The sequence below is a fragment of the Streptomyces sp. NPDC026589 genome (genome assembly GCF_040638385.1).
Classification (GTDB): Bacteria; Actinomycetota; Actinomycetes; order Streptomycetales; family Streptomycetaceae; genus Streptomyces.
This window is the reverse complement of the sequence record NZ_JBEZYG010000002.1, coordinates 1-21492: the sequence shown is the minus strand read 5'-3', so window position 1 is coordinate 21492 and position 21492 is coordinate 1. Positions and strand designations below refer to the sequence as shown.

The following is a 21492-nucleotide window of genomic DNA, read 5'->3' as shown; positions in this document are numbered from 1 at the left end:
GCGGACCATGCGAGGACGCGGCGATCATGCCGAAGGGGTGCCGGGACGTATTTCAGCCGTCCCGGCACCCCTTCGGCCTGCTGCTACTTGCCGCCGACTCTTTCGGCGGGTTCATGCTCCGGTACGAGGGCGGGTCCGGGCGATTCCACGGCTTCGGCTTCGGCTTCGGCTTCGGCGGATTCCGTGGCCTCGGCGGCCTTGGAGGTCTTGGAGGCCACGGAGGCCTCGGCCGCTGGTGGCTCCGCCGGTTCCGTCGCCGTCCCGGTCACCTGCTCCTGCCCGGTCACAAGCTTCCGCGGCCCCGACAGCAGATATGTCAGCCCGAAGCCCATCGCCACGACGAGTGCGCCGCCGGCCGCGTCGAGCACCCAGTGGTTGGCGGTGGCCACGATCGCGGCGATCGTGAAGAGCGGGTGCAGCAGGCCGAGCGCCTTCATCCACAGTTTCGGGGCCAGCATCACGATGACCACCCCGCACCACAGTGACCAGCCGAAGTGCAGCGATGGCATCGCCGCGTACTGGTTGGTGACGGTGGTCAGGGTCCCGTAGTCGGGCTTCGCGAAGTCCTGCACCCCGTGGACGGTGTCGATGAAGCCGAGGCCGGGCATGAGCCGGGGCGGGGCCAGGGGGTAGAGCCAGAAGCCGACGAGCGCGAGCAGCGTGGCGAAGCCGATGGACGAGCGGACCCAGCGGTAGTCGGCGGGGCGGCGCGCGTACAGCACACCGAGGATCGTCAGCGGGACGATGAAGTGGAACGTGGAGTAGTAGTAGTCGAAGAACTCACGCAGCCAGGCGATCTGCACGACCGTGTGGTTGACCCAGTGCTCGATGTCGATGTGCAGCCACTGCTCGATGGCGTGGATCTGCCGGCCGTGCTCCTCGGCGAGCGGGCGGCCCGCCCTGGCGGCGAGGCGGACCTGGGCGTAGGCGTCGTAGACGACCCGGATGAGCAGGAGTTCCAGCAGCAGGTTGGGGCGGGTGAGGACCCGGCGCCAGAACGGCAGGAGCGGCACGCGTCTCCAGCGCGCCGCGACCGGTTTCGCGTAGTCGGTGGGGACCGGGTGCTGCCAGTACGGCGAGGTGCGGGGCACGAACGGGGCGAGGCAGGCCGCGCCGAGCGCCACGAGGAGCAGCACGTTGTCGCGGACCGGGAAGAGCGCCTCGATGTTCGGCAGCAGCATCGTGCCCGGCAGGGTGACGACCAGCAGCACCACGGACGGCCAGACCAGCCGGTCGGAGGCCCGTTTGCCGACCTTGCCGACGACCGCGAGGAGCACCCAGAGCAGCTGGTGCTGCCAGGCGGTCGGCGAGACGGCGACCACGACGCAGCCGGTCACGGCCACCGCGAGGAGCAACTGCCCGTCCTGCGCGTACCGCACCGCGCGGCGCAGTCCGACGACCACGACGGCGGCGGAGAGCACCAGGAACAGGGCGATCTCCACGGGGCCTTCGAGGCCGAGCCTGAGCAGCGCCCCGTGCAGGGACTGGTTGGCGAGGCTGTCCGGCCGTTCCGCCAGTCCGGCGCCCGCGAGATGGTGCACCCAGTACGTCCACGAGTCCTTCGGCGCCGCCGCCCAGGCGGCGGCCGTGGCGAGGGCGAAGGTCACGCCCGCGCTCAGCGACGCCTGCCGTCTGCCGGTCAGCCAGAGCAGGGCGGCGAAGAGCAGCAGCACCGGCTGGAAGGCGGCGGCGAGACCGACGAGGACGCCCGCCGCCCGGTGCTCCCGGACGACGAAGCAGGCCAGGAGCACCAGGAGGACGGGGAGGATGCTGGTCTGGCCCAGGTGCAGGGTGTTGCGGACCGGCAGCGACAGCATGAGCAGGCTGATCGCGACGGGGGCCGCGAGCAGGGCCGTCCGGCGGCCCACCGGCGAGGGCAGGGCCCGGGCCGCGACGATGCCGAGGGCGACGACGAGCAGCAGGGACCCGAACGTCCACGCCACGCCCAGGGCCTCCTGGGCCGACGCGGTGAGAGGTTTCAGGACCAGCCCGGCGAAGGGCGTGCCGGTGAACCGGCCGCTGTCGTACAGCGAGCCCGTCACGTGCAGGACACCGTTCTCCCCGATCCAGGTCTCCAGATCGAGGAGCCGTTCCCCCGGTGGCTGCCGGAGCACCACCGCCACCTGCCGTACCGCCAGCACGGCCACGACCAGCCAGAGCAGGGCCCGGACCAGCCCGGCTCTCCCTCCCGTGTCCGTCGCCGCGTCACCGCGCACACTGTGATCCGCATTCACCACGCTGCGCCGACCCTCCCACCGTTCCATGCATCTCCCCTTCGAGTGGGGGCATGCCGGATGAAGCCTCGCATTGCCCTACGAGGTAGACACAATCAACCCCCTCTTTGCCTGACTGTCATCCTGCTTCGGTCCGGAAGATGTCGTCCGTGGGGATGACGGGAGACCGCTGACAGGTCTCAGGCGTCCGGGTCGGCGGGGGCCTGGGCCTGCCAGGCGGTGAACAGCGGGGTGTCCTCGGTCCCGGCCAGCACGACGATGCCGAAGGGGCGGTCGAAGGCGATGTGGCGCACCCGCCGCGGCCGGGGGGCGGCGCCCGCCGCCCGCATCGCGACCACCGTCACGGCCGCGGCCTTTACGCCCTCCTCGGCGATCTTCAGCACGGCCTCCTGGACCACGTCGGAGATGGCGAGGGGTTCGCGTGAGAGACCGGAGAAGTCCGCGGCGTCCGTCAGGGCCAGCCGGACGCCGAGGGAGGCCAGCTGCCCGGTGACGGGCACCCGCGTCCGCAGGGTGAGCCGGGGCAGCCCGATGGTCACCCGGTCGGTGTCCAGCGGGACGCCCACGGCGCGTGGCGCCCAGCCCACGGGCAGCACCCGGCCGGCCCCGGCCCCCGGCTCCCCCAGGACGAGGCGGACCCGGGCCCCGGGGCCGCCGCCCGGTTCCGTCGCGCAGCGCAGCTCGACGACGTACGCCCCGCCGGCCGTCCAGGCGTCGGCCGGCGGCACGTCCTTGACCATGGTCGGCACCGGACCGACCGTCCCCGCCGCGTCGGTGAACGGCAGGTCCTGGGTCCGCCGGGCCTCGAAGGGCTTCTCCCAGCGGGCCTTCAGCGCCAGGACGTTGACCAGCGCGAGCAGGGTCTCGTCGGTGATCTCCAGCGGCAGCCGCTCGATCAGCCCTCCGGTGGCATCGCGGACCCAGGCGTCGGCGGCCGCCGCGTCCATCGGGTCGAAGCGGACGTCCGGCAGCGCCTCCTGGAACGCGGGGAGGACGGCCACCCGGCTCCAGACCCGGGTGGCCACGCCCAGCGCCCCGGTCCGGGCCAGCGCGCGGGCCAGCTCCGTGACGGCCGGCGCGGCCTCCCGGTCCGCGGTGCCGAGGAGCGCCCGCAGCTCGGCCGCGGTCGCCCCGCGCGCACCGGCGGCCACGGCGGCCAGGGCGAGCCAGAGCCCGGCGGGCGAGCACACGAAGCCGGTGCCCGTCCCCGTACCGCCGGGACCCTCCCCCGCTGCCATGCCGTCCCGTATCCAGCGCTCGGCGAGGCGCTGGACGGCTCCGGTCGTGGTCGCGGCGTCGGTCGTGGCATCTGTCGCTGCGTCGGTCGTGGCGTCGGTCGCGGCTCCGGTCGCGGCTCCGGTCGTGGTCGCGGACACATCGGTCACTACTGCCCCCTACAGGTAAATTGCGTCGCCGTTCGGCCGTGCGGCAGCAAGAATGCCCCACATGACCTGGACCGTGGCCGCCGAACGATTCGACTCCCCCGACGCGAGCGCCCTGCGCCGTGACTACTACGACGAGGTCGCCAGCCGCTACTGGCGGCGGCCCGCCACCGCCGAGGAGATCGACGACGGGCTCGACGGCGACGGAGCCGACCTGCTCGTACCGCCGACCGGGCAGTTCGTCGTCGGCCGGTACGGGAGCAAGGCGGCGAGCTGCGCCGGGCTGGTGCTGACGGAGTCCGCCGGTCCGGGCACGGCGGAGCTGACGCGGGTGTACGTGCGCCCGGCGTTCCGGGGCACGGGCGGCGGTGGGCTGCTGCTGGCCGCGGTGGAGGAGGCGGCGAGGGCGTACGGCGTACGGCTGCTGCGGCTGGACACCCGCAACGACCTGGTCGAGGCACGCGGGCTGTACACGAAGCACGGATACCGGGAAGTGCCGGCGTTCCACCGACGCAATCAGTACGCGGAGCACTGGTTCGCCAAGGAGCTGTGACGGCGGCGGCTGTGTCCGGGCCCGAGCGCAGGCGCGGACGCGCGCGGACGCGTCAATTGCTCAGGCGGGCGGGGGGCGGTGGCCGAGGTCGTCACGGTCGTCGGGCCGCCGGTACCGGCCCTCATGGTCGTCGTCGGGGCGCCGGTCGTGGCCCTCGCGCTCGTCGAAGCGCCGTTCGTGGGCCTCGCGCTCGTCCTGGCGCAGGTGGGCCTCGTGGTCGCGGGGCGGCTGCGGGGTGTGGGGGCGCTCCCTGGTCGAGCCGCTGACCTCGGCGGTCAGTTCGCCGACGAGTCTGACCAGGTCGGTGGGGCGCTCGGGGCCCCACCAGTCGCCGAGGAGTTCGGCGAGGGAGTCCTCGCGGGCCTGTGAGAGCCGGACGACGGCCTCGGCCCCGGTGTCGGTGAGGATCATCTGCAGGCCCTCCCGGCGGGCCAGTCCGCGTTCCTCGACCTGCCGGGCCGCATCGGTGATCACGTGCAGGGGTACGGGTGCCGTCTCGGCGAGCCGGGCGGGTTCGACGGTGCCGTGCCGCTTGATCCGCAGGAGCAGCCAGCTGGCGGCGGGCAGCAGGTCGTACCCCGCCCGCGCGGTGATCCTCTCGTAGATCTCACGGCGGCCCTCCCGGGTCGCGAGCACCGACAGGGCGCGGGCGCACTCGTCGTACGAGGAGCGCTCGACGGGGTTGGAGGCGAGCGTCTGGCTGGTGTCGGGGGCGGTCACCGAGCCCCGGAGCTTGTCCTCACGGAGGAACCAGGCGAGGACGAAGGCCAGGAGGACCACCGGGACCGCGTACAGGAAGACGTCCGTGATGGAGGTGGAGTACGCGCCGAGGACGGAGGGCCGCAGATCGGCCGGGAGCTGCCCGATGGCCCGGGGGTCGGCGGCCAGCCGCCCCGCGTCGACACCCGGCGGCAGCGACTGGCCCGCGAGCGCGTCCGTGAGCTGCCCGGTCAGCCGGTTGGCGAAGATGGTCCCGAAGATGGCCACGCCGAACGCGGAGCCGATGGACCGGAAGAACGTCACGCCGGAGGTGGCGACACCGAGGTCCTGGTAGGAGACGGAGTTCTGGGCTACCAGGACGAGGACCTGCATCACCAGGCCGAGACCGGCTCCGAAGACGAAGAAGAAGGCGCTCATCAGCCAGGTGGAGCTGTTCTCGTCGAGCTGGTGGAGCAGCAGCAGCCCGACGGCGGTGATGGCGGTGCCCAGGACCGGGAAGACCTTCCAGCGGCCGGTGCGGCTGACGATCTGGCCGGAGCCGGTCGAGGTGATCAGCAGGCCGAACACCATCGGCAGCATGTGCACACCGGACATCGTCGGGGTGATGTCGTGGACCACCTGGAGGAAGGTCGGCAGGTAGGTCATCGCGCCGAACATCGCGAAGCCGATGACGAAGCTGATCACGGCGACGAGGGCGAAGGTCCTGATCCGGAAGAGTTTCAGGGGCAGTACGGGTTCGGCCGCGCGCCGCTCGACGGCGATGAAGGCCACGAGCAGCACGACGGCGAGCACCGCGAGCCCGATGATCCGCGGAGAGCTCCAGGCCCAGGTCGTGCCGCCGAGGGAGGCGACGAGCACCAGGGCGGTGGCGACGGCCGCGATGAGGAAGGTGCCGAGGTAGTCGATGGTGTGCTTCTCGCGGCGGACCGGGATGTGCAGGACGGCCGCGATGACGACCAGCGCGACGACGCCGATCGGCAGGTTGATGTAGAAGACCCAGCGCCAGCTGAGGTGTTCGGTGAAGAAGCCGCCGAGGAGTGGCCCGAGGACGCTCGTCACGCCGAAGACCGCGCCGAAGAGCCCTTGGTACTTGCCGCGTTCGCGCGGTGTGACGAGGTCGCCGACGATGGCCATCGACAGCACCATGAGTCCGCCGCCGCCGAGTCCCTGGAGGGCCCGGAAGCCGATCAGCTGGGGCATGTTCTGGGCGACCCCGCAGAGGGCGGAGCCGATCAGGAAGATCACGATCGCGGTCTGGAAGAGCTTCTTGCGGCCGTACTGGTCGCCGAGCTTGCCCCACAGCGGGGTCGCCGCGGTGGCCGCCAGCAGGTAGGCGGTCACCACCCAGGACAGATGGTCGAGGCCGCCGAGCTCACTGACGATCGTCGGGAGAGCCGTGGAGACGATGGTCTGATCGAGTGCCGCGAGCAGCATGCCGAGGAGCAGCGCACCGATCGCCACCAGGACGCTCCGGTGGGACTGTCCCTCACCGGGCACCGGGGGTGACGGGCTCAGCTGCTGGGCCATGGGCGTCTCCTCGATCCGCTGCGTCCACTGATCCGCTGCATCATTGATCCGCTGAATTCATTGATCCGCTGAACTCACTGACCGGCTGAACTCACTGACCCGTGAATCCGATGACCCGCCGAACTCACTGACCCGCCGAATCCGCTGATCGCCTGATGCGCTGATCCACTACACCCCCATCCTGGACGTTTCGCCCCGTTATGGCCTGCCGAGGGCGGGCCGAGCCCCAGCGGGCCGTTGGGCTTCCCCGGAGCGGGCTGCATAATCGCAGGCAGCTCAAGGGGAGGGGACCCACCATGACCGGACACGCATGCCCGGAGTGCGGGAGACAGACGGCCGGGCAGCCCGGCATGCAGCACCGGGTGCCGTGCCGGTGCGGCGCCGGCGCGCCGTCGCAGCAGCTCACGGAGGACGAACAGCGCGCCGCCCGTACGGCGGAGATCGCCGCGGCCGAGGACTTCGACCCGCTGCGCATCCGGCCGTACGTGACGCTGACGGACCTCGCCGGGGCGAGCGGAGGCGAGGCCGGGGGGCCTCGTTCCGGGGCCGGTACACGGGAGGGCGCGGCCACTGGTACGAGGGCGAGCATGGCCACCGGTACGTGGGACGGCGCGCGGCACTCCGGGATGCGGGACGCCGCGGCTTCCCGCGCGCGGGAGGGCGCGGCTACCGGGGCCGGCCCGTCGGCGCCCGGCGCCGAGGGGCCCGCGACGGGGACCGCGGGGGCCGTGAGCGATCCGGGGGCGGCGGCGCGCACCATGCCGCTGTTCCTGGGCGGCGACGGCCCGGACGGCCGCCTGGGCGTGAGCACGGGCTCCGTGCCGGACGGCCCGGACGGCCCGGACGGCAGTGGCCCCGTGCCGGACGAAAGCCGGAGGCGGACCGCGGGCGCGACCCCCGTCTTCGCCCCCGACCCCCTGCGACCGCGCCGCAGGCGCCCCTTCGGGGCGCTCGCCGTGGGGGCGGCCGTGGCCGCGGTGGTCGGCACGGCGGCCTTCGCCGGCGGACTGTTCGGCGGCGACGACAGCGGGGACGAGGCGCTGCCGGAGGCCACCACGAGCGTCCCGGACACCGAGGACGACGAACCGGCCGCTTCGGTGGCCCCGTCCCCCACGGCGTCGGCCACGCCGCCCCGTACACAGTCCCCCTCGGCCGTCCCGTCCGCACCACCGTCCGCGTCCGCCTCGCCGACGGAGAGCCGGGAGCCCGAGCCGACCGCCACCACGTCCGCGCCCGCGTCACCGACGGCGAGCGCGTCGACCACCCCGGACGGCGGCGCTCCGCCGGCCGCACCGCCCGCCGATCCGCCCCCGGGGCCGGCCGGCTCCTCGCTGCGCCCGGGCGACCGGGGCCCGGAGGTAGCCGAGTTGCAGGTCCGGCTCGCGGAGGTGTGGCTCTACTCGGGGCAGCATGACGGGAACTACAACGACCAGGTGAGGAACGCCGTGGCGGTCTACCAGTCGTACAAGGCGATCCAGGGCGATCCGGCGGGCGTGTACGGGCCGAACACCCGGCGCGCGCTGGAGACGGAGACCAACGGCGGCGGGCGTCACCGAGCTCGCTGAGGGCGCTGAGCGCACCGGGACCGCCCGCCGCGCCGGGGGATTGGCGTTCCGGCCCCGGTTTTTGTATCGTGATGGAACAAAGTAGCTCCCGCCCGCACTCCCTGACCGGCGGGCGGGGGTTGCTCTGGTTGCCGCACGTGGTACCGCACACCTCGTACCGCGCACCCTTCGCAGCCCGTGTACGTTACGCCCCGCGGCACGCGCACCCGGGCTGTTCGCACACCTCCCCGCGTTCTGGAGCAGCCGATGCCTCCCACCGTCCTCACCGCACAAGCCCTCCTGCTCGACATGGACGGCACCCTCGTGAACTCCGACGCGGTGGTGGAGCGCTGCTGGCGGCGCTGGGCGATCGAGCACGGGCTGGACCCCGAGGCCGCACTGAAGGTGGTCCACGGCCGTCAGGGGTACGCCACGATGGCCGTCCTGCTCCCGGACCGGCCGGTGGAGGAGAACTACGCGGACAACCGGGTGATGCTGGCCGAGGAGACCGCCGACGTCGAGGGCGTCGTACCGATCGGCGGGGCGCCCGCGTTCATGGCCGCGATCGCCGGGCTGCCGCACGCGCTGGTGACCTCCGCCGACACCGCGCTCGCGACAGCCCGGATGGGTGCCGCCGCGCTGCCGATGCCTGCCGTCCGCGTCACCGCCGAGCAGGTCGGGGCCAGCAAGCCCGACCCCGAGGGCTTCCTCAAGGGCGCGGCGGAGCTGGGCTTCGACGCGGCGGAGTGCATCGTGTTCGAGGACTCCGAGGCGGGCATCGCGGCCGGCCGGGCGGCGGGCATGCGCGTCGTGGGCGTCGGCCCGCGCGCCGCGGCCCTCGCGCCGGACGCCCATGTCGAGGATCTGACGCGGGTGCGCGTGGAGGCGGCCGAGGACGGCTCGATCCGCCTGCACATCGACGAGGCCTGAGCCACCTCCCTGGCCCGCCCCCTCACACCGAAGGGGGGCCATCTCGCAGCGGGGCCCAGTTCGAAGCGGGGCTCACTCCGGAGCGGGGCTCACTCCGGCGGGGCCCAGTACGAAGCAGGGCTCACTCCGGAGCGGGGCTCACTCCGGCGGGGCCCAGTACGAAGCAGGGCTCACTCCGGAGCGGGGCTCACTCCCGATGCAACAGCCCGCGCGCGACCAGTTCCAGGACCGCCGCGACGGCGACCACCTGCACCGCCATCAGCGCTACCAGGACGAACAGCTGCACGGCGCCCGCCTCCACGGGTGAGGCGCCGCCCAGCAGCATGCCCACGAACGCCCCCGGCAAGGTGACGAGCCCGACCGTCCGGGTCTGGTCGAGCCCGGGCAGCAACGCGTCCGACGCCGCGGGCCGCACGATCTCCAGCCTGGCGTCCCGGTCGAGCAGCCCGAGGGCCATGCCCGCCTCCACCTCCCCGCGCCGGCCGGCGAGTTCGTCCAGCGCGCGCCGCCCGCCGAGCACCGTCGCGGTGAGCGCCCCGCCGATGAGGATGCCCGCCACCGGGATGAGCGCCAGGCCCCGGACCGGCACGAGCCCCGTCAGCAGCAGCACCCCCACCACGGGCAGCACGCCCGCCCCGATCGGCACGGCCGCCCACCGCCAGGTGCGGTTGCCGGTGATCCGGCGACCCGCGGTCCACACGGCCACGGCGAACATCAGCGCCACGAAACCGAGAAGCGGCGCCAGGGAGCGGACCACCCAGCCGATGAGCAGGGACACGGCGGCGAGCTGGACGGCCGCCCGCACCCCGGCGACGAGGATCTCGCGCGACCGGCCCAGCGAGGCCCACGCGGCGACGGCGGCGGCGAGGACCAGCAGGACGGCGAGCACGACGCCGAGGGCGGGGGAGACCGGAAGCAGCACGCGGCAACGATAGGGCCGCTCCCGAGACCGCCCCGGGGGGCGCGCCCGGGACGGCGAGCGCCCCCGAGCCCCCGACGGACACCCAACACCACCCGGACGAACCGCCCGTGACGGCTCCGCGCGCTCCCGCGATCCGGCACTCCCCTTGCACACCCCTTGATGTGACGTGCACATGTCGCCACTCTGTTACCTGACGCCCACCCCACGGAAACCTGGCGTCGCCACGATGGCCGGGCCTCCGCACGCCCGCCCAAGCACCCCCCACATCAAAGGAGTTCGCATGTCCGGTGTCTACGCGCGTCGCCTTTCCGTCGTCGCGGCAACCGCCGCGCTCGCCGCCACGTCCGCCCTGTTCACCGCCCCGAGCGCGCAGGCCGCCATGCCCACCCCGGTCAGCGCGGCGACCGCACGCACCTACCTCGGCCAGCTCACCGTCGGCGCGGAGGGCTCGTCCAGCGGCTACAGCCGCGACAAGTTCCCGCACTGGCTCACCCAGTCGGGAGCCTGCAACACCCGCGAGGTCGTCCTCAAGCGTGACGGCACGAACGTCCAGCAGGACTCCTCCTGCGCCGCGGTCAGCGGCAGTTGGTACTCGACCTACGACGGCGCCACCTGGAGCGCCGCGTCCGACGTGGACATCGACCACATGGTCCCGCTCGCCGAGGCCTGGCGCTCCGGCGCGAGCGGCTGGACCACCGCCCAGCGCCAGTCGTTCGCCAACGACCTGACGCGCCCCCAGCTCATCGCGGTCACCGACAACGTGAACCAGTCCAAGGGCGACAAGGACCCGGCCGAATGGATGCCGCCGCGCTCCTCGTACAAGTGCACCTACGTCCGCGCCTGGGTCCACGTCAAGAAGCACTACAACCTGACCGTGGACTCCGCCGAGAAGAGCGCCCTTCAGTCCACCCTGAACGGCTGCTGACCACCGCGCACGGCCCGCTGACCACCGCACACGGCCGCTGACTGCCCGACCCGCCCGCACGGCCCGACCACCGGAACCCGTGCACCCTCCTCCCGCGTTCTGTACGTTACGGACCCCATCCGTGACGGCGTCGCGAGGAGATATCACATGGCCGGGCTGCGCCTGGGACCACTGCTGCGGTACGTCGACTGGGAGTCGGGGACCACCGCGACCGTCTGGGTCGAGGCGAGCCGTCCGTGCACCGTGGAGGTCCGGTGCGCGGACGGCGCCTCGGGGGCGTCGCCCACCTTCTCGGTGGCCGGGCACCACTACGCCCTGGTCGTCGTAGAGGGGCTGACCCCCGGTTCCACCACGGCCTACGAGGTGCTGATCGGATCCCGGCGCGTCTGGCCGCCCGGCGGCACCCGCCTCCCGCCGAGCACCATCACCACGCCGTCCGCGGCGACCGCGGGCGACGCCGGGGCGGAGCCGGACGGGATGCGGATCTCGTTCGGGTCGTGCCGGTGGGCGGCCGCTCCCGGCGGCGGGCACGACCCCGTGGGTCCGGACGCCCTGGTGACCCTGGCCGCTCGCCTCGCCGCGGATCCGGCGGCCGAGCGGCCCGACGTCCTGCTGCTCCTCGGCGACCAGGTGTACGCGGACGAGACCTCCGGGGCGACCCGCCGCAGACTCGCCGCCCGCCGGGACCTGGGCGAGGCGCCGGGCACGGAGATCGCGGACTACGAGGAGTACACCTACCTCTACGACGAATCGTGGCGCGATCCGGAGGTCCGCTGGCTGCTCTCCACGGTCCCCAGTTGCATGATCTTCGACGATCACGACGTCATCGACGACTGGAACACCAGCGCCGCCTGGCAGCGGGACATGCGCGCCACACCCTGGTGGCACGAACGGATCGTCAGCGGGCTGATGTCGTACTGGGTCCACCAGCACCTGGGCAATCTCTCCCCCGTCGAACTGGCCGCCGACCCCGTGTACGCGGCGGTCAGAGCATCGCCCGACGGTACCGAGACGCTGCGCCGCTTCGCCGCCGAGACCGACGCGGATCCCGCCCGTACCCGGTGGAGCTACCGGCGTGTTTTCGGCCGAGTACGGCTGGTGATGGTCGACACCCGCGCGGCCCGCGTCCTGGCCGAGAAGGAGCGGGCGATGCTCGACGCCGAGGAGGCCGACTGGCTGCGGGACGCGGTCCTGGACGACCCCTCTTCATACGATCATCTCCTCATCGGCAGCTCCCTGCCGTGGCTGCTGCCCCCGCTCGTCCATGACGCGGAGCGCTGGAACGCAGCCCTGTGCGCGGGCGCACGCGGGCCACGCTGGGCGCGCTTCGGCGAGAAGCTCCGCCGCGCTTCCGACCTGGAACATTGGGCCGCCTTCCCGGAATCCTTCGACCGGTTCACGGAGCTGCTGCGGGAGGCGGGGAGCGGCCCGGACGCCCCGGCGACGGTATGTGTCCTCTCGGGCGATGTGCACCATGCCTACGTCGCCGAGCCACGGTGGCCGAAGTCCGGCCCCGGACCCGGTTCCCGCCCGGGGACCGATTCCGGGCCTGGCTCCGGGGACGCACCGAGCGCCCGTGTCCTTCAACTGACCTGCTCACCCGTGCACAACTCGATCCCCCGGTCGATCCGAGCGGGTTTCCGTTTCGGCTGGAGCCGGGCGGGCCGGCGGATCGGCCAGCTGCTGTCCCGCCACGGCCGTACGGGCGCGTCGCCGGTGAACTGGAACAAGGCGGGCGGCCCCTGGTTCGGCAACCAGCTCATGACGCTCACGTTGCATGGCCGGAAGTCTGCGCTGACATTGGTCCAGGCCAAGGCGAGCAAGCAGGGAGCCCAGCTCGAAGCGGTTCTTGAGCGTTCACTCACCCCTGAGTAGGAGGCGATTTTCAGCCACTCGACAGAATGTTGAAGTTGCAAGCATTGCTGAGGTCTCCCTAACCTTTGGCGCTCAATCGGTTCACGTCCCCACCACGACCGAAGGAGCCCGCCCCCCATGCTCATCCGCTTGAACCAGGCCCAGCCCTACGTCCTCAGCCTCTTCCGCCTCGTCGTCGGCCTGCTCTTCGCCTTCCACGGCGCCGCCACGCTCTTCGGAGTACTCGGCGGCAACCAGGCGGAGAGCGGCGCCTGGCCCGGCTGGTACGCCGCGCTGATCCAACTGGTCTGCGGGTCCCTGGTCGCCTTGGGACTGGGCACCCGCGCCGCCGCCTTCCTCGCCTCGGGGTCGATGGCCTACGCGTACTTCAAGGTGCACCAGCCCGAGTCGTTCCTGCCGCTCCAGAACGGCGGCGAGGCCTCGGCGATGTTCTGCTGGGCGTTCCTGCTGCTGGTCTTCACCGGCCCGGGCACCGTCGCGCTGGACCGCTTCTTCGGTTCGCGGAACACGGCGGCCGTCGCCCAGGACACGCCCAGGCGCGACAAGACCTCGGCCGTCTCGGCCTGACCTGGCATCTCGGCCGGACCTGGCATCTCGACCTGACCTGCCTTCTCGGCCGACCCTGCCGTCTCGGCGTTGCCCCGAGCCTCCTCGCGCGGAGCGGCCGGGGCGTACGGCGGTGCCACGACCCTCCGGTGACGCGGAGGAGCGAGACGCCGCCGTACGCCGTCGTCCGCCCGAAAGAGCGGAGGCCGGTCAATCCCGCCCGTGGGGCCCGAACGGCACTGTGAAGCAGGCCGCCCGCTCCCCCGCACCGCCCTGTCGATCATGGATGATCACCGACCGTGCCCCGCCCTCGCGGAAGCCCCAGCCGTGCAGGGCCTCCGCGCGGCCGTCGCCCTCCTCGTCCGTCCGGAAGTCCAGCCACACCTCGTTGACCGGGTCCGCCGTCGCCGCCGGGCGGTGCTGGTAGTGGGGCCCGGCAGCGGCGGGGTCGGCGCCGCAGGGCGAGGTGTGCACGTGCATTCCGTACGCGCGGCCGGGCACGAGCCCCCGCAGCCGGGCCCCGACCCGGGTGCCGGACGGATCCGCGAACTGCGTGACCTCGATCCGCGCGCCCGCCGGCACCAGCCCGGTGTCGTACGTCAGCGCGTCGGACGGGACGAAGGAACCGGGCGGGGAGAACACCCCCGCGGCCCGCATCCACGAACTGCCGCCCACGGCGACGCTGACGTCATCCTTGCGGCTCGGCTCTCCACCGCCGCCGCCAGGCTCCCGCGCCGAGACCCCGCCCGCGGGAGCCCCGTGCGCGCCGTGGCCGCCCGAGGCGTCCGCCGCGCCGCCGCCGCCCGTCCCGTGGGCGACGCCGACACCGCAGGCCAGCGCCAGCAGGGCCGCCGTGCCTGCCAGTACGCCCGGGACCCGTGAGACCCGCCGGCCCCGCGACCTGGCCCCGCCCTCGCCTCCCGCCATCCCCCGCCGCCCCGAAATCGGGTGCGCCGGACCGTGTCCCGTCCGTACCATCCATGCCGTCATGCGCTGCTCCTCGCTCGTGCCGGTCGTTCTCCCCGCCTAACGGCCACAAGGCCTCCAGGTGTACGTGACCTGCACAACATCACCCGCCCTGGGCAGCGTCCGAATGATCCTCACGCGTACGCTGTACAGCTGAACCTGCCGCCCATGCCGCTCCCCTGCGACGTCGCGGCGTTGACACGAGCGGGGAGTAGTAGACGGTGCCAGAGAGTGTGGCCGCGCTGACCAGCAGCCCATGGATCTACGCGGTGGTCGCCCTCTCCGTTCTCCTGGACGTCTTTCTGCCCCTGCTGCCCAGTGGCGTTCTCGTCATCACGGCCGCCACGGCGGCGGCAGCGGGCACCACGAGCGTCAGCGGCGCCGGTGAAGGCGCCGACGGGCAGGTCCCCTCGCTCGTCGTACTGATCCTGTGCGCGGCCACCGCCTCGGTGCTCGGCGACCTCGTCGCGTACCGGCTCGCCTGGCGCGGGGGCGACCGGCTGGACCGGGCCATCGCGCGCTCCCGGCGACTCACCTCCGCGCAGGAGCTTCTCGGCGCGGCGCTGAGCCGGGGCGGCGGCGCGCTGGTGATCATCGCCCGGTTCGCACCCGCGGGCCGCTCCGTGGTCTCCCTCTGCGCGGGCGCCGCCCACCGCAGGAAGCGGGACTTCCTTCCCTGGTCCGCGCTGGCGGGCCTGGCATGGGCGGGTTACAGCGTGGGCCTCGGCTACTTCGGCGGCCGGTGGCTGGGCTCGACGTGGTTCGGCACGGCCGTCTCCGTACTGGCCCTGTTCGTGGCGGGCGCGCTGGCCACGTTCCTGGTGAAGCGCCCGGGGACGCGGACGGCGGCCGAAGCCAGGACCGAGGCAGCGGCGACCACGGATTCGGCATCGGCATCGGCATCGGCATCGGAGATGGTGCCGACGACTACGGAGGCACTGGCATCCGGAGCCGGACGGCCCCCGGGGTCCGCGTCCACCCCCGCATCCGGATCCGAGGCCGTGACGCCGTGGACGTCCCCGCTCGTGTCCGTGCCGTCGCCCACCCCCGCCCCCGGCGCCGCTCCCCCGGGCAGGTCGGCCGCCCTCGGCGGGCCGGGACCGGTCTCGGCGCCCGCACCGGCCGCCCCCTGACCGGAGGGACTCACCGGGGAGCGGCCGGTTTGCGGGCGGCGCGCCTCAGCCCCGGGCCGCGCCCCGTATCTCCAGGCCGTCGAGCAGCTTCATCGTGGCTGCGGTGATCTCGTCGACGGCCCGGTCGAAGACCTCCCGGTTGTGCGCGGCGGGCGCGCGGAACCCGGAGACCTTGCGTACGTACTGAAGGGCGGCGGCCCGCATGTCCTCCTCGGTGGCCTCTTCGGGGAGGGCGGGCGGGCGGAGCGTCTTGATGCTGCGGCACATGACTCCAGTGTGTACCGCCCCACTGACAACGCCCACCCCTGGCGGCCGCCAGGCCGGTTCGCCTGCCCGACCGCTCCTCGCTCAGCTGCTCCGCACCAGGTCGCTCGGGTTCGACCGGTCGGTGCACAGGGCCCAGATGACGAAGACGTCGATCGCGATGGTGACGATGGCCCAGACCGGGGTGTAAGGGAGCCACATGAAGTTGGCGATGAGGTTCAGGGAGGCGAGAACGACACCCGCGCCACGGGCCCAGGTCGCGCCTTTGAGGATGCCCCAGCCCACGAGGATGAGGATCACGCCGAGGATCAGGTGGATCCAGCCCCACGAGGTCACGCTGAACTTGAAGACGTAGTCGTTGATGCTCGTATAGACATCGTTCGAGGCGATCCCCGCGATGCCCTTCAGGACGCCGAGGATGCCGTCCACAAAGAGCAGGACACCGGCGAACACGGTTCCCCCGGCCGCCCACGGACTGCCGGTGTTGCCGCCCGGACGAGGATCGGCGGGGCGCGAGGCGCCGGGTGCGGGGGTGCTGGGCTGCGACATGAGGACTCCTTAGCCGGAACAGGCGCCGGCGGGCGCCCGCTGTCCTGACCTGCCTGGTAATGCGTGCAGGTCAGCTCCGACGCTCCTCCCGGCCCTGGTGCGGGGCCACCCGGACGCGCCCGTTCGGGTGAGGTGTCACGGCGCGCCGACCGAGACCACGCGCCCCTGGGCGTCGACGGTGAGCGCCACCCGCTCGACGCGGTTGACCAGGGCGACGCCCGCCCACACGATCCCCCACGCCAGGCACGAGAAGACGGTGAGGAAGGCGTGCAGCACATGGTTCACCGGCTGCCCGCGCACCAGCACCACCTGGCTCTCCGAACGCGCCTCGACGCGCCAGCCGCTCGCGATGCGCCGGCTCACGATCCAGTCCAGGATCAGTGCGCGCTGCGCCGGGCCCGGGGGCCGGCCCCCAGCCACGTAATAGCCGGGCGGCGGTTCGATCGAGACGCTGTCCCGTACCGTTCGACGACGCTTCACGGGACCACTCCCAGGTGTCGTGGCACGGGGTCACTCCCAGGTGTCGAGGCACGGGGTCATTTCCCACGTGGCGTGGCACGGGGTCACTCCCACGTGTCGAGGTCGCCGCCGCGCCACTCGATCAGCCCCGGCCGGTCCAGTTCGACGACCTTGTCGGGCCCCGGGGCGAACCCGGCGGACCGCAGCAGCGCGGCCACCTCGCCCCGCCCGTGCGCCAGGCCCACGATCTGCCCGTGCACGGTGACCCGCCGCCCCCCGGTCGCGGAGGGCGGATAGACGATCACGGGCGGGTGCTCGGCCATGCCTCCACGGTGCCCCGAGCACTGCCCCCGCGCATCCCGGGAGGCGTGGCCCCTGTCCCGCCCACCTCGGCGGAACCGCCCGATCATGGCCCGGCGTCCCCGCAGACGTTCGTACGATCATGAACCGCGACGGAGGAACCGCCCATGACGGCAACGGCCGCCCGCTACCTTTACCTCACCCGGCACGGTCAGGCCTCCGCCGACGAGAGCACGCTGACGGACGCCGGCCGCCGTCAGGCCGCGCTGCTCGGGGAGCGGCTCCGCGGGACCCCCATCACGGCGATCCACCACGGTCCGCTCCCGCGCGCCGAGCAGACGGCGCGGCTGGTCGGCGAGCGGCTGGCGGGAGTTCCTCTGCTGCGGTCCGAACCGGCCGGCGACTACATCCCGTACCTGCCGCGACGGGAGGAGCTGCCGGCGGAGTCGGCCGACGAGACGCTCGCCCGGCTGGCCGGGTTCCCGGCGGCCGAGCGCGAGCAGGGGCCCGGGCTGGCCCGGCAGGCTCTCGCGCGGTTCACGGGAACGGTCGAGGGCGACGAACCCTGCCACGAACTCCTCGTGACCCACAACTTCCTGGTCGGCTGGCTCGTCCGGGCCGCCCTGGACGCCCCGGAGTGGCGCTGGCTGGGCATCAACCACGCCAACGCCGCGCTGACCGTCATCCGTTACGCGCCCGGCCGCCCCCCGGCCCTCCTCCTGTTCAACGACACCGGCCACCTGCCCGCCGAACTCCGCTGGACCGACTTCCCTCCCGAGCTGCACGTCTGAGGGGGACGCGATGCGTCCGAGGCGCCCCGGTCGGCGCAGGCGGTGCGGTGGCTCAGGCACTCCGCCCGCGACCGCGGATCAACGACATCAGCAGCTCGTGCGTTCCGGCGTCCGCGGCCACGACGAGGCCACGGCCCTCCGGCCCGACGGGAGCACCGTCGACCCCGGTGACGACGCAGCCGGCGGCCCGGCACAGGGCGATCCCGGCGGCGAAGTGCACGCTCCCGCTCAGGTCGCCGCCGTCGGTGACATAGGCGGCCCTCCGACCGGCCGCGACCCAGGCCAGGGCGAGCGTCGTGGAGACGACACGGGGACGGAAGCGTTCGACGAACCCGGGGTGGGCGAGCAGGTCGACGACCCGGAAGGTGGGCGCGCCGGGGAAGGGCGGATCGAGGTTCACGTCCACCAGCCGGGTGTCCGCCGTCGGCGCCAACTGCTCCTCGCCGACCGGCCGGCGGCCCGCGACGGAGCCGGAGGCCCAGCCGCCGGCGGCACGCCGGGTCGGGGTGGCTGCCTGCCCGTCCCCGTACCCGTACGCGTTGCCGTCCCCGTCCGCACCGCCGCTGTTCGCGTCCCCGTAGGCACTGTAGGCACCGTAACGGACCCACGCGGTCTCGCCGTCGGTCAGGAAGACCTCGCCGCTGAACGGATCGGCCACCGCGGCGGGGCCGTCGCGCAGCGCTACGTTGACGGCGACCAGTTGGGAGCCGGTGGCGTAGTTGAGCGTCCCGCACAACGGGTCCACCAACCACTCGCGCACCGCGTCGACCGCGCCTCGCCGGCCGCCCTCCTCGCCGTGCACGGCGTCCCCGGGCCGGGCGGCACGGATGATGGCGAGGATCGCCTCCTCGGCGGCCACATCCGCGTCGGTGGCGAAGTCCCCGGCGCCCTTGTCGATACGGGAGTGCCGGCGCCCGTACCTGGCGCGCACGACCTCCGCCCCGGCCAGGCCCTGTCGTCGAACTCCCGTCGTCGCCCGGAGGGCGGCCCTGCGGGGTCAGGTGCGTGCTCTCGGCGTGCCGGGCTCACGTCCTCGTACTGGACGTACTCGGGCGTGGGCCCGGTGCGGCGAGAGTGCGTGCATGGCGCCGCGGGGCAGACGGGAGTTCGACGACAGGGCCTGGGGCCGCGACTGCCGCCACCTCGGTGTCCGTCGGGCTCGCGGGTGAGTCGATCATGGCGAGCAGAGTAGCGGGAGGCCACAGCCGCCGTACGGGGAACGCGGCACAGCCCTCACACTCCCCCGGCGTCCTGCCGCTGACCGCGGCCGAACAGCAACGCCTCCGAGCCGACCGGGCGGAATCCGGCGGCCTGGAACGCCCGGATGCTGCGCGCGTTGCCCGCGGCCTGCTGCGACCAGAGCGGTTCGCCCGTGGGTACGAGGTGCCGTGCGGCGGTGGCGAGGGCGCGGCCGAGGCCCCGGTGCCGGGCGTCCTCGTCCAGTTCGACGGCGACCTCCCACCGCCCCGCCACCCCGCGCCCGAGCACCAGCACTCCCCCGTCGGCCTCCCACATCCGCACCCCGTCCCGGCGTCGACGGGCACTCATCACCCGCGGGTGTACGGGATCGGTGACCTCCCGCAGCTCCAGCGCGGGTTCACCGGGCAGCGGGGCCGCCACGGTCAGGAGGTCGATCGTGTCGGTGACCCGCCCGGTGCGCTCCAGGAAGGCCGTCAGGAAGCGGGGGTGCATCGTGGCGGCCAGCGCATCGCATTCCAGGGCGGCCAGCGTCGCATGGACCCACTCGGGGTCCTCATCGGTGAACACGACGGAGTGCGCGGTGAAGGCGATCACCCCCGTGTCGCGGCCACTCGGCGCGGCGACCACGGTCGTCCTCCCGTCGGTCTCCGGAAACCGCCCGTGCGCCGCCCCGCCCAGGATCTCGGCCAGCGTCTGCCCCATGAACTGCCCCCTCGCACCTCGTCGTTCGGCCGAACCGTCGTCTCGCCGCATCCTGCGTCACCGCACGGGGGCCGATGGACGACGAGACGTTCATCCGCTGCTCTCGCGGCGCACCGGCCCAGGGTAGGCCGGTCCGTCGCGCGGCAGACATCCGGATGCCCCCGTACACGTGCCCAGGGAGGAGCCCCGACGCTCCCGCCCTCTCATCGCTTCCGGCATTACCTCCTGCGTAATCGACCACGTACGCCCGCCCCGGCAGGATCGGACCGGCCCATCGACGGGAAGCCCTGACAGGCCCCGCCCCCGGTCCACGGCCGCCGAATGCGCGGCCCGGTTCACGGAGTTGATGGAACACACCGTGCCCGAGGACGCACGCGCCTCCGTCGACGCCTTCCTCGTGGACGGCCCCGACGCCGTCCTGACGGGGCACCTGTCGGGGACGGTGCGGGCGACGGGCAGACCCTTCGAGGGGCCGTTCGCGCTGCGCCTCACCGTGGAGAACGGCCGGGTCACCCGGCACCACCTCTACGAGAACAGCCTGTCGATCGCGGAGGCGGTGAGCGACCGCGCGCGTTGATCGTGGACGTGAGGGAGACGCCGAAGGCCCCCGACCATGACCGGTCGGGGGCCTTCGTACGAATGGGCGCGGACGGTTTCGAACCGCCGACATCTGCCTTGTAAGTTCGGCCGGACGACTGCCGCCCCTACTCGCACGGCCACCCTCGGCGCTGCTGATGGCCGTCCGATTCTGCTGTCGTACGCCGTCGTTGATGCATCGACGAGAGCCATGATGACGCCAACACCGAAGGCTGCGAAGACAACAAACCGCTCCTTGCCTGTCACACTCGGGCAGCGGACGGACTACGCCGCGCTCCCCGTACCGCAAGAGGCGGTCGTCGCTCTCTATAGTCGTGGGAACTCAGATGACGATAAACAGGGAAACCATGACAACCACGAAGGTGCACCAGAAGACTGCGTTCTGTCGGCCCGTCAGTGGTTGCATCTGCTGTCCGGACTGCACCAAGGAGAACTGACGGCGGAGATGCGAAGCGAAAATCATCCTCATCGCCGCAAAGGTGAGCATGATGACCGTGAACCAGATCACTGGGTAGGCGCCTTCGTCTCCGTTCGCATCAAGGTAGATGAAGGCAGCGCCGGCAAGGGGTATCAAGGGCAGGAGCAGCTTTTTCTTCGCGGTGGTCGCTATGGGGTGTATGGCTATCACTAAGACAACGCCTGAGATGATGGCGCCTATCCACCACTGCTCAGGGGGAAGCGTCCTTGTCAGCATGACTCTCACCCTTACCTGTTCTCTGTCAAGGCATTCGCCCGAACGGTGCTTCTGTATCTCTGCCTAAAAATTTGCGCCAGAGCGTAGCGTACTGGTCGACTCCCGCCTCAGCCCTCCGCTCATCCCGGCTCCCATTCCGGCCCCCATCCCGGAGTCCGAGCGCCCCCGCCGGAGGCATCGTCTTGAAGCCGCGGGCTTGGTTCTCGACTCATGCCCCACGGGCCTATCCGTGCCCACGTCGTGCAGGACACGCAGCGCGAGGCCGTGAGTCACCTCGACCGCATGTTGAAGCGGCAGCGGCCCGACCGTGGGTGACCGCGCCCGTTGATGTGGAAGTGGATGTCAAAGACCCCCAGCCATGATCGGCTGGGGGTCTTCGGGCTGGTGGGCGCGGACGGTTTCGAACCGCCGACATCTGCTTTGTAAGAGCAGCGCTCTACCCCTGAGCTACGCACCCGTGGATGAGGCAACAGCGTACATGGATCGGCGCCCCTGCTCATAAACCGGTCGGGACGGGGCCGGGCCGTCTCCACCGGGGCCGGTGCCGGCGCCCGGGTCCCCGCACCGCCCCCCGCGCCTCCACCGGCCCGGGCGCTGCACGACGCACTGGACGTTCCGCTGCGGCCTGCCGTCGGCAGGCTGGGAAGGAGACCGGCATGATCATCGACATCCCGGAGGG

General features: G+C 72.6%; 20 protein-coding genes, 1 tRNA gene and 1 pseudogene. 9 read left to right on the top strand and 13 right to left on the bottom strand.

The window, feature by feature from the left end; all coding sequences use genetic code 11:
• Window positions 1-83: 83 nt before the first annotated feature.
• Both AB0F29_RS03120 and AB0F29_RS03115 read right to left on the bottom strand, forming a co-directional pair.
• Window positions 84-2264, bottom strand: coding sequence for a bifunctional glycosyltransferase 87/phosphatase PAP2 family protein (locus AB0F29_RS03120; RefSeq protein WP_361867053.1), 2181 nt, complete (start codon window positions 2262-2264; stop codon window positions 84-86).
• 149 nt (window positions 2265-2413) lie between these two features.
• On the bottom strand, window positions 2414-3472 hold the full coding sequence (locus tag AB0F29_RS03115; protein ID WP_361867752.1) for a serpin family protein: 1059 nt from the start codon (window positions 3470-3472) through the stop codon (window positions 2414-2416).
• Between the two features lie 208 nt (window positions 3473-3680).
• Between AB0F29_RS03115 and AB0F29_RS03110 the strand changes: the two genes are divergently transcribed.
• Entirely contained in the window at window positions 3681-4169 is a 489-nt protein-coding gene (locus AB0F29_RS03110) for a GNAT family N-acetyltransferase (RefSeq protein ID WP_361867052.1), read from the top strand.
• Between the two features lie 60 nt (window positions 4170-4229).
• Here AB0F29_RS03110 and AB0F29_RS03105 read toward each other — a convergent pair whose 3' ends face one another.
• Window positions 4230-6416: an MDR family MFS transporter gene (locus tag AB0F29_RS03105; RefSeq protein ID WP_361867051.1), complete on the bottom strand. Its 2187-nt coding sequence runs from the start codon at window positions 6414-6416 to the stop codon at window positions 4230-4232.
• A 362-nt stretch (window positions 6417-6778) separates the two neighbouring features.
• Here AB0F29_RS03105 and AB0F29_RS03100 point away from each other — a divergent pair, with 362 nt between their 5' ends.
• Both AB0F29_RS03100 and AB0F29_RS03095 read left to right on the top strand, forming a co-directional pair.
• Entirely contained in the window at window positions 6779-7981 is a 1203-nt protein-coding gene (locus tag AB0F29_RS03100; RefSeq protein ID WP_361867750.1) for a peptidoglycan-binding protein, read from the top strand.
• 246 nt (window positions 7982-8227) lie between these two features.
• Window positions 8228-8890 carry an HAD-IA family hydrolase gene (locus AB0F29_RS03095; protein WP_361867049.1) on the top strand — a complete coding sequence of 221 codons (663 nt, stop codon included), beginning with the start codon at window positions 8228-8230 and terminating at the stop codon, window positions 8888-8890.
• Between the two features lie 187 nt (window positions 8891-9077).
• Here AB0F29_RS03095 and AB0F29_RS03090 read toward each other — a convergent pair whose 3' ends face one another.
• Window positions 9078-9812 (bottom strand): ABC transporter permease, encoded by a 735-nt coding sequence (locus AB0F29_RS03090; RefSeq protein ID WP_018958269.1) that lies wholly within the window; start codon window positions 9810-9812, stop codon window positions 9078-9080.
• A gap of 280 nt (window positions 9813-10092) precedes the next feature.
• On the opposite strand from AB0F29_RS03090, the gene AB0F29_RS03085 reads away from it, so the two are divergent.
• The 3 genes from AB0F29_RS03085 (at window position 10093) to AB0F29_RS03075 (ending at window position 13179) form a co-directional block, all read left to right on the top strand.
• Window positions 10093-10737, top strand: coding sequence for an HNH endonuclease family protein (locus tag AB0F29_RS03085; RefSeq protein WP_361867047.1), 645 nt, complete (start codon window positions 10093-10095; stop codon window positions 10735-10737).
• Window positions 10738-10884: 147 nt separating this feature from the next.
• On the top strand, window positions 10885-12612 hold the full coding sequence (locus AB0F29_RS03080; protein WP_361867045.1) for an alkaline phosphatase D family protein: 1728 nt from the start codon (window positions 10885-10887) through the stop codon (window positions 12610-12612).
• Between the two features lie 117 nt (window positions 12613-12729).
• Window positions 12730-13179, top strand: coding sequence for a DoxX family protein (locus tag AB0F29_RS03075; RefSeq protein ID WP_361867043.1), 450 nt, complete (start codon window positions 12730-12732; stop codon window positions 13177-13179).
• A gap of 189 nt (window positions 13180-13368) precedes the next feature.
• On the opposite strand, the gene AB0F29_RS03070 is transcribed toward AB0F29_RS03075, so the two are convergent.
• Window positions 13369-14148 carry a superoxide dismutase family protein gene (locus AB0F29_RS03070; protein WP_361867041.1) on the bottom strand — a complete coding sequence of 260 codons (780 nt, stop codon included), beginning with the start codon at window positions 14146-14148 and terminating at the stop codon, window positions 13369-13371.
• A gap of 197 nt (window positions 14149-14345) precedes the next feature.
• Between AB0F29_RS03070 and AB0F29_RS03065 the strand changes: the two genes are divergently transcribed.
• On the top strand, window positions 14346-15257 hold the full coding sequence (locus tag AB0F29_RS03065) for a VTT domain-containing protein (RefSeq protein ID WP_361867040.1): 912 nt from the start codon (window positions 14346-14348) through the stop codon (window positions 15255-15257).
• A 45-nt stretch (window positions 15258-15302) separates the two neighbouring features.
• Here AB0F29_RS03065 and AB0F29_RS03060 read toward each other — a convergent pair whose 3' ends face one another.
• The 4 genes from AB0F29_RS03060 to AB0F29_RS03045 form a co-directional block, all read right to left on the bottom strand.
• Window positions 15303-15524 carry a DUF2277 domain-containing protein gene (locus AB0F29_RS03060; RefSeq protein WP_007459290.1) on the bottom strand — a complete coding sequence of 74 codons (222 nt, stop codon included), beginning with the start codon at window positions 15522-15524 and terminating at the stop codon, window positions 15303-15305.
• Between the two features lie 81 nt (window positions 15525-15605).
• Window positions 15606-16070, bottom strand: coding sequence for a hypothetical protein (locus AB0F29_RS03055; protein WP_361867038.1), 465 nt, complete (start codon window positions 16068-16070; stop codon window positions 15606-15608).
• Window positions 16071-16205: 135 nt separating this feature from the next.
• The gene (locus tag AB0F29_RS03050; protein ID WP_361867037.1) at window positions 16206-16550 is read right to left on the bottom strand and encodes a hypothetical protein; all 345 of its coding nucleotides are present in this window, start codon (window positions 16548-16550) and stop codon (window positions 16206-16208) included.
• Window positions 16551-16633: 83 nt separating this feature from the next.
• Window positions 16634-16852, bottom strand: coding sequence for a hypothetical protein (locus AB0F29_RS03045; RefSeq protein ID WP_003969420.1), 219 nt, complete (start codon window positions 16850-16852; stop codon window positions 16634-16636).
• 144 nt (window positions 16853-16996) lie between these two features.
• Between AB0F29_RS03045 and AB0F29_RS03040 the strand changes: the two genes are divergently transcribed.
• Window positions 16997-17620, top strand: a complete 624-nt coding sequence (locus tag AB0F29_RS03040; RefSeq protein ID WP_361867035.1) for a histidine phosphatase family protein — start codon at window positions 16997-16999, stop codon at window positions 17618-17620.
• Between the two features lie 52 nt (window positions 17621-17672).
• Here AB0F29_RS03040 and AB0F29_RS03035 read toward each other — a convergent pair whose 3' ends face one another.
• Both AB0F29_RS03035 and AB0F29_RS03030 read right to left on the bottom strand, forming a co-directional pair.
• The gene (locus AB0F29_RS03035; protein WP_361867749.1) at window positions 17673-18569 is read right to left on the bottom strand and encodes an inositol monophosphatase family protein; all 897 of its coding nucleotides are present in this window, start codon (window positions 18567-18569) and stop codon (window positions 17673-17675) included.
• 284 nt (window positions 18570-18853) lie between these two features.
• Window positions 18854-19522 carry a GNAT family N-acetyltransferase gene (locus AB0F29_RS03030; RefSeq protein WP_361867034.1) on the bottom strand — a complete coding sequence of 223 codons (669 nt, stop codon included), beginning with the start codon at window positions 19520-19522 and terminating at the stop codon, window positions 18854-18856.
• A 298-nt stretch (window positions 19523-19820) separates the two neighbouring features.
• On the opposite strand from AB0F29_RS03030, the pseudogene AB0F29_RS03025 reads away from it, so the two are divergent.
• Window positions 19821-20099 (top strand): annotated as a pseudogene (locus AB0F29_RS03025) (nuclear transport factor 2 family protein); the annotation flags it as partial.
• Window positions 20100-20441: 342 nt separating this feature from the next.
• On the opposite strand, the gene AB0F29_RS03020 reads toward AB0F29_RS03025, so the two are convergent.
• Complete coding sequence (locus AB0F29_RS03020; RefSeq protein WP_361867033.1) at window positions 20442-20813, bottom strand: hypothetical protein; 372 nt, start codon at window positions 20811-20813, stop codon at window positions 20442-20444.
• Window positions 20814-21195: 382 nt separating this feature from the next.
• A tRNA-Val gene (locus tag AB0F29_RS03015) sits at window positions 21196-21270 on the bottom strand.
• Window positions 21271-21492 lie beyond the last annotated feature (222 nt).

Bases quoted from the DNA above. Each gene is read 5' to 3' on its own strand.
- AB0F29_RS03120 (WP_361867053.1), bottom strand. From the start codon at position 2,264: ATGGAACGGTGGGAGGGTCGGCGCAGCGTGGTGAATGCGGATCACAGT.
- AB0F29_RS03115 (WP_361867752.1), bottom strand. From the start codon at position 3,472: ATGGCAGCGGGGGAGGGTCCCGGCGGTACGGGGACGGGCACCGGCTTC.
- AB0F29_RS03110 (WP_361867052.1), top strand. From the start codon at position 3,681: ATGACCTGGACCGTGGCCGCCGAACGATTCGACTCCCCCGACGCGAGC.
- AB0F29_RS03105 (WP_361867051.1), bottom strand. From the start codon at position 6,416: ATGGCCCAGCAGCTGAGCCCGTCACCCCCGGTGCCCGGTGAGGGACAG.
- AB0F29_RS03095 (WP_361867049.1), top strand. From the start codon at position 8,228: ATGCCTCCCACCGTCCTCACCGCACAAGCCCTCCTGCTCGACATGGAC.
- AB0F29_RS03085 (WP_361867047.1), top strand. From the start codon at position 10,093: ATGTCCGGTGTCTACGCGCGTCGCCTTTCCGTCGTCGCGGCAACCGCC.
- AB0F29_RS03080 (WP_361867045.1), top strand. From the start codon at position 10,885: ATGGCCGGGCTGCGCCTGGGACCACTGCTGCGGTACGTCGACTGGGAG.
- AB0F29_RS03075 (WP_361867043.1), top strand. From the start codon at position 12,730: ATGCTCATCCGCTTGAACCAGGCCCAGCCCTACGTCCTCAGCCTCTTC.
- AB0F29_RS03070 (WP_361867041.1), bottom strand. From the start codon at position 14,148: ATGACGGCATGGATGGTACGGACGGGACACGGTCCGGCGCACCCGATT.
- AB0F29_RS03060 (WP_007459290.1), bottom strand. From the start codon at position 15,524: ATGTGCCGCAGCATCAAGACGCTCCGCCCGCCCGCCCTCCCCGAAGAG.
- AB0F29_RS03055 (WP_361867038.1), bottom strand. From the start codon at position 16,070: ATGTCGCAGCCCAGCACCCCCGCACCCGGCGCCTCGCGCCCCGCCGAT.
- AB0F29_RS03045 (WP_003969420.1), bottom strand. From the start codon at position 16,852: ATGGCCGAGCACCCGCCCGTGATCGTCTATCCGCCCTCCGCGACCGGG.
- AB0F29_RS03040 (WP_361867035.1), top strand. From the start codon at position 16,997: ATGACGGCAACGGCCGCCCGCTACCTTTACCTCACCCGGCACGGTCAG.
- AB0F29_RS03030 (WP_361867034.1), bottom strand. From the start codon at position 19,522: ATGGGGCAGACGCTGGCCGAGATCCTGGGCGGGGCGGCGCACGGGCGG.
- AB0F29_RS03020 (WP_361867033.1), bottom strand. From the start codon at position 20,813: ATGCTGACAAGGACGCTTCCCCCTGAGCAGTGGTGGATAGGCGCCATC.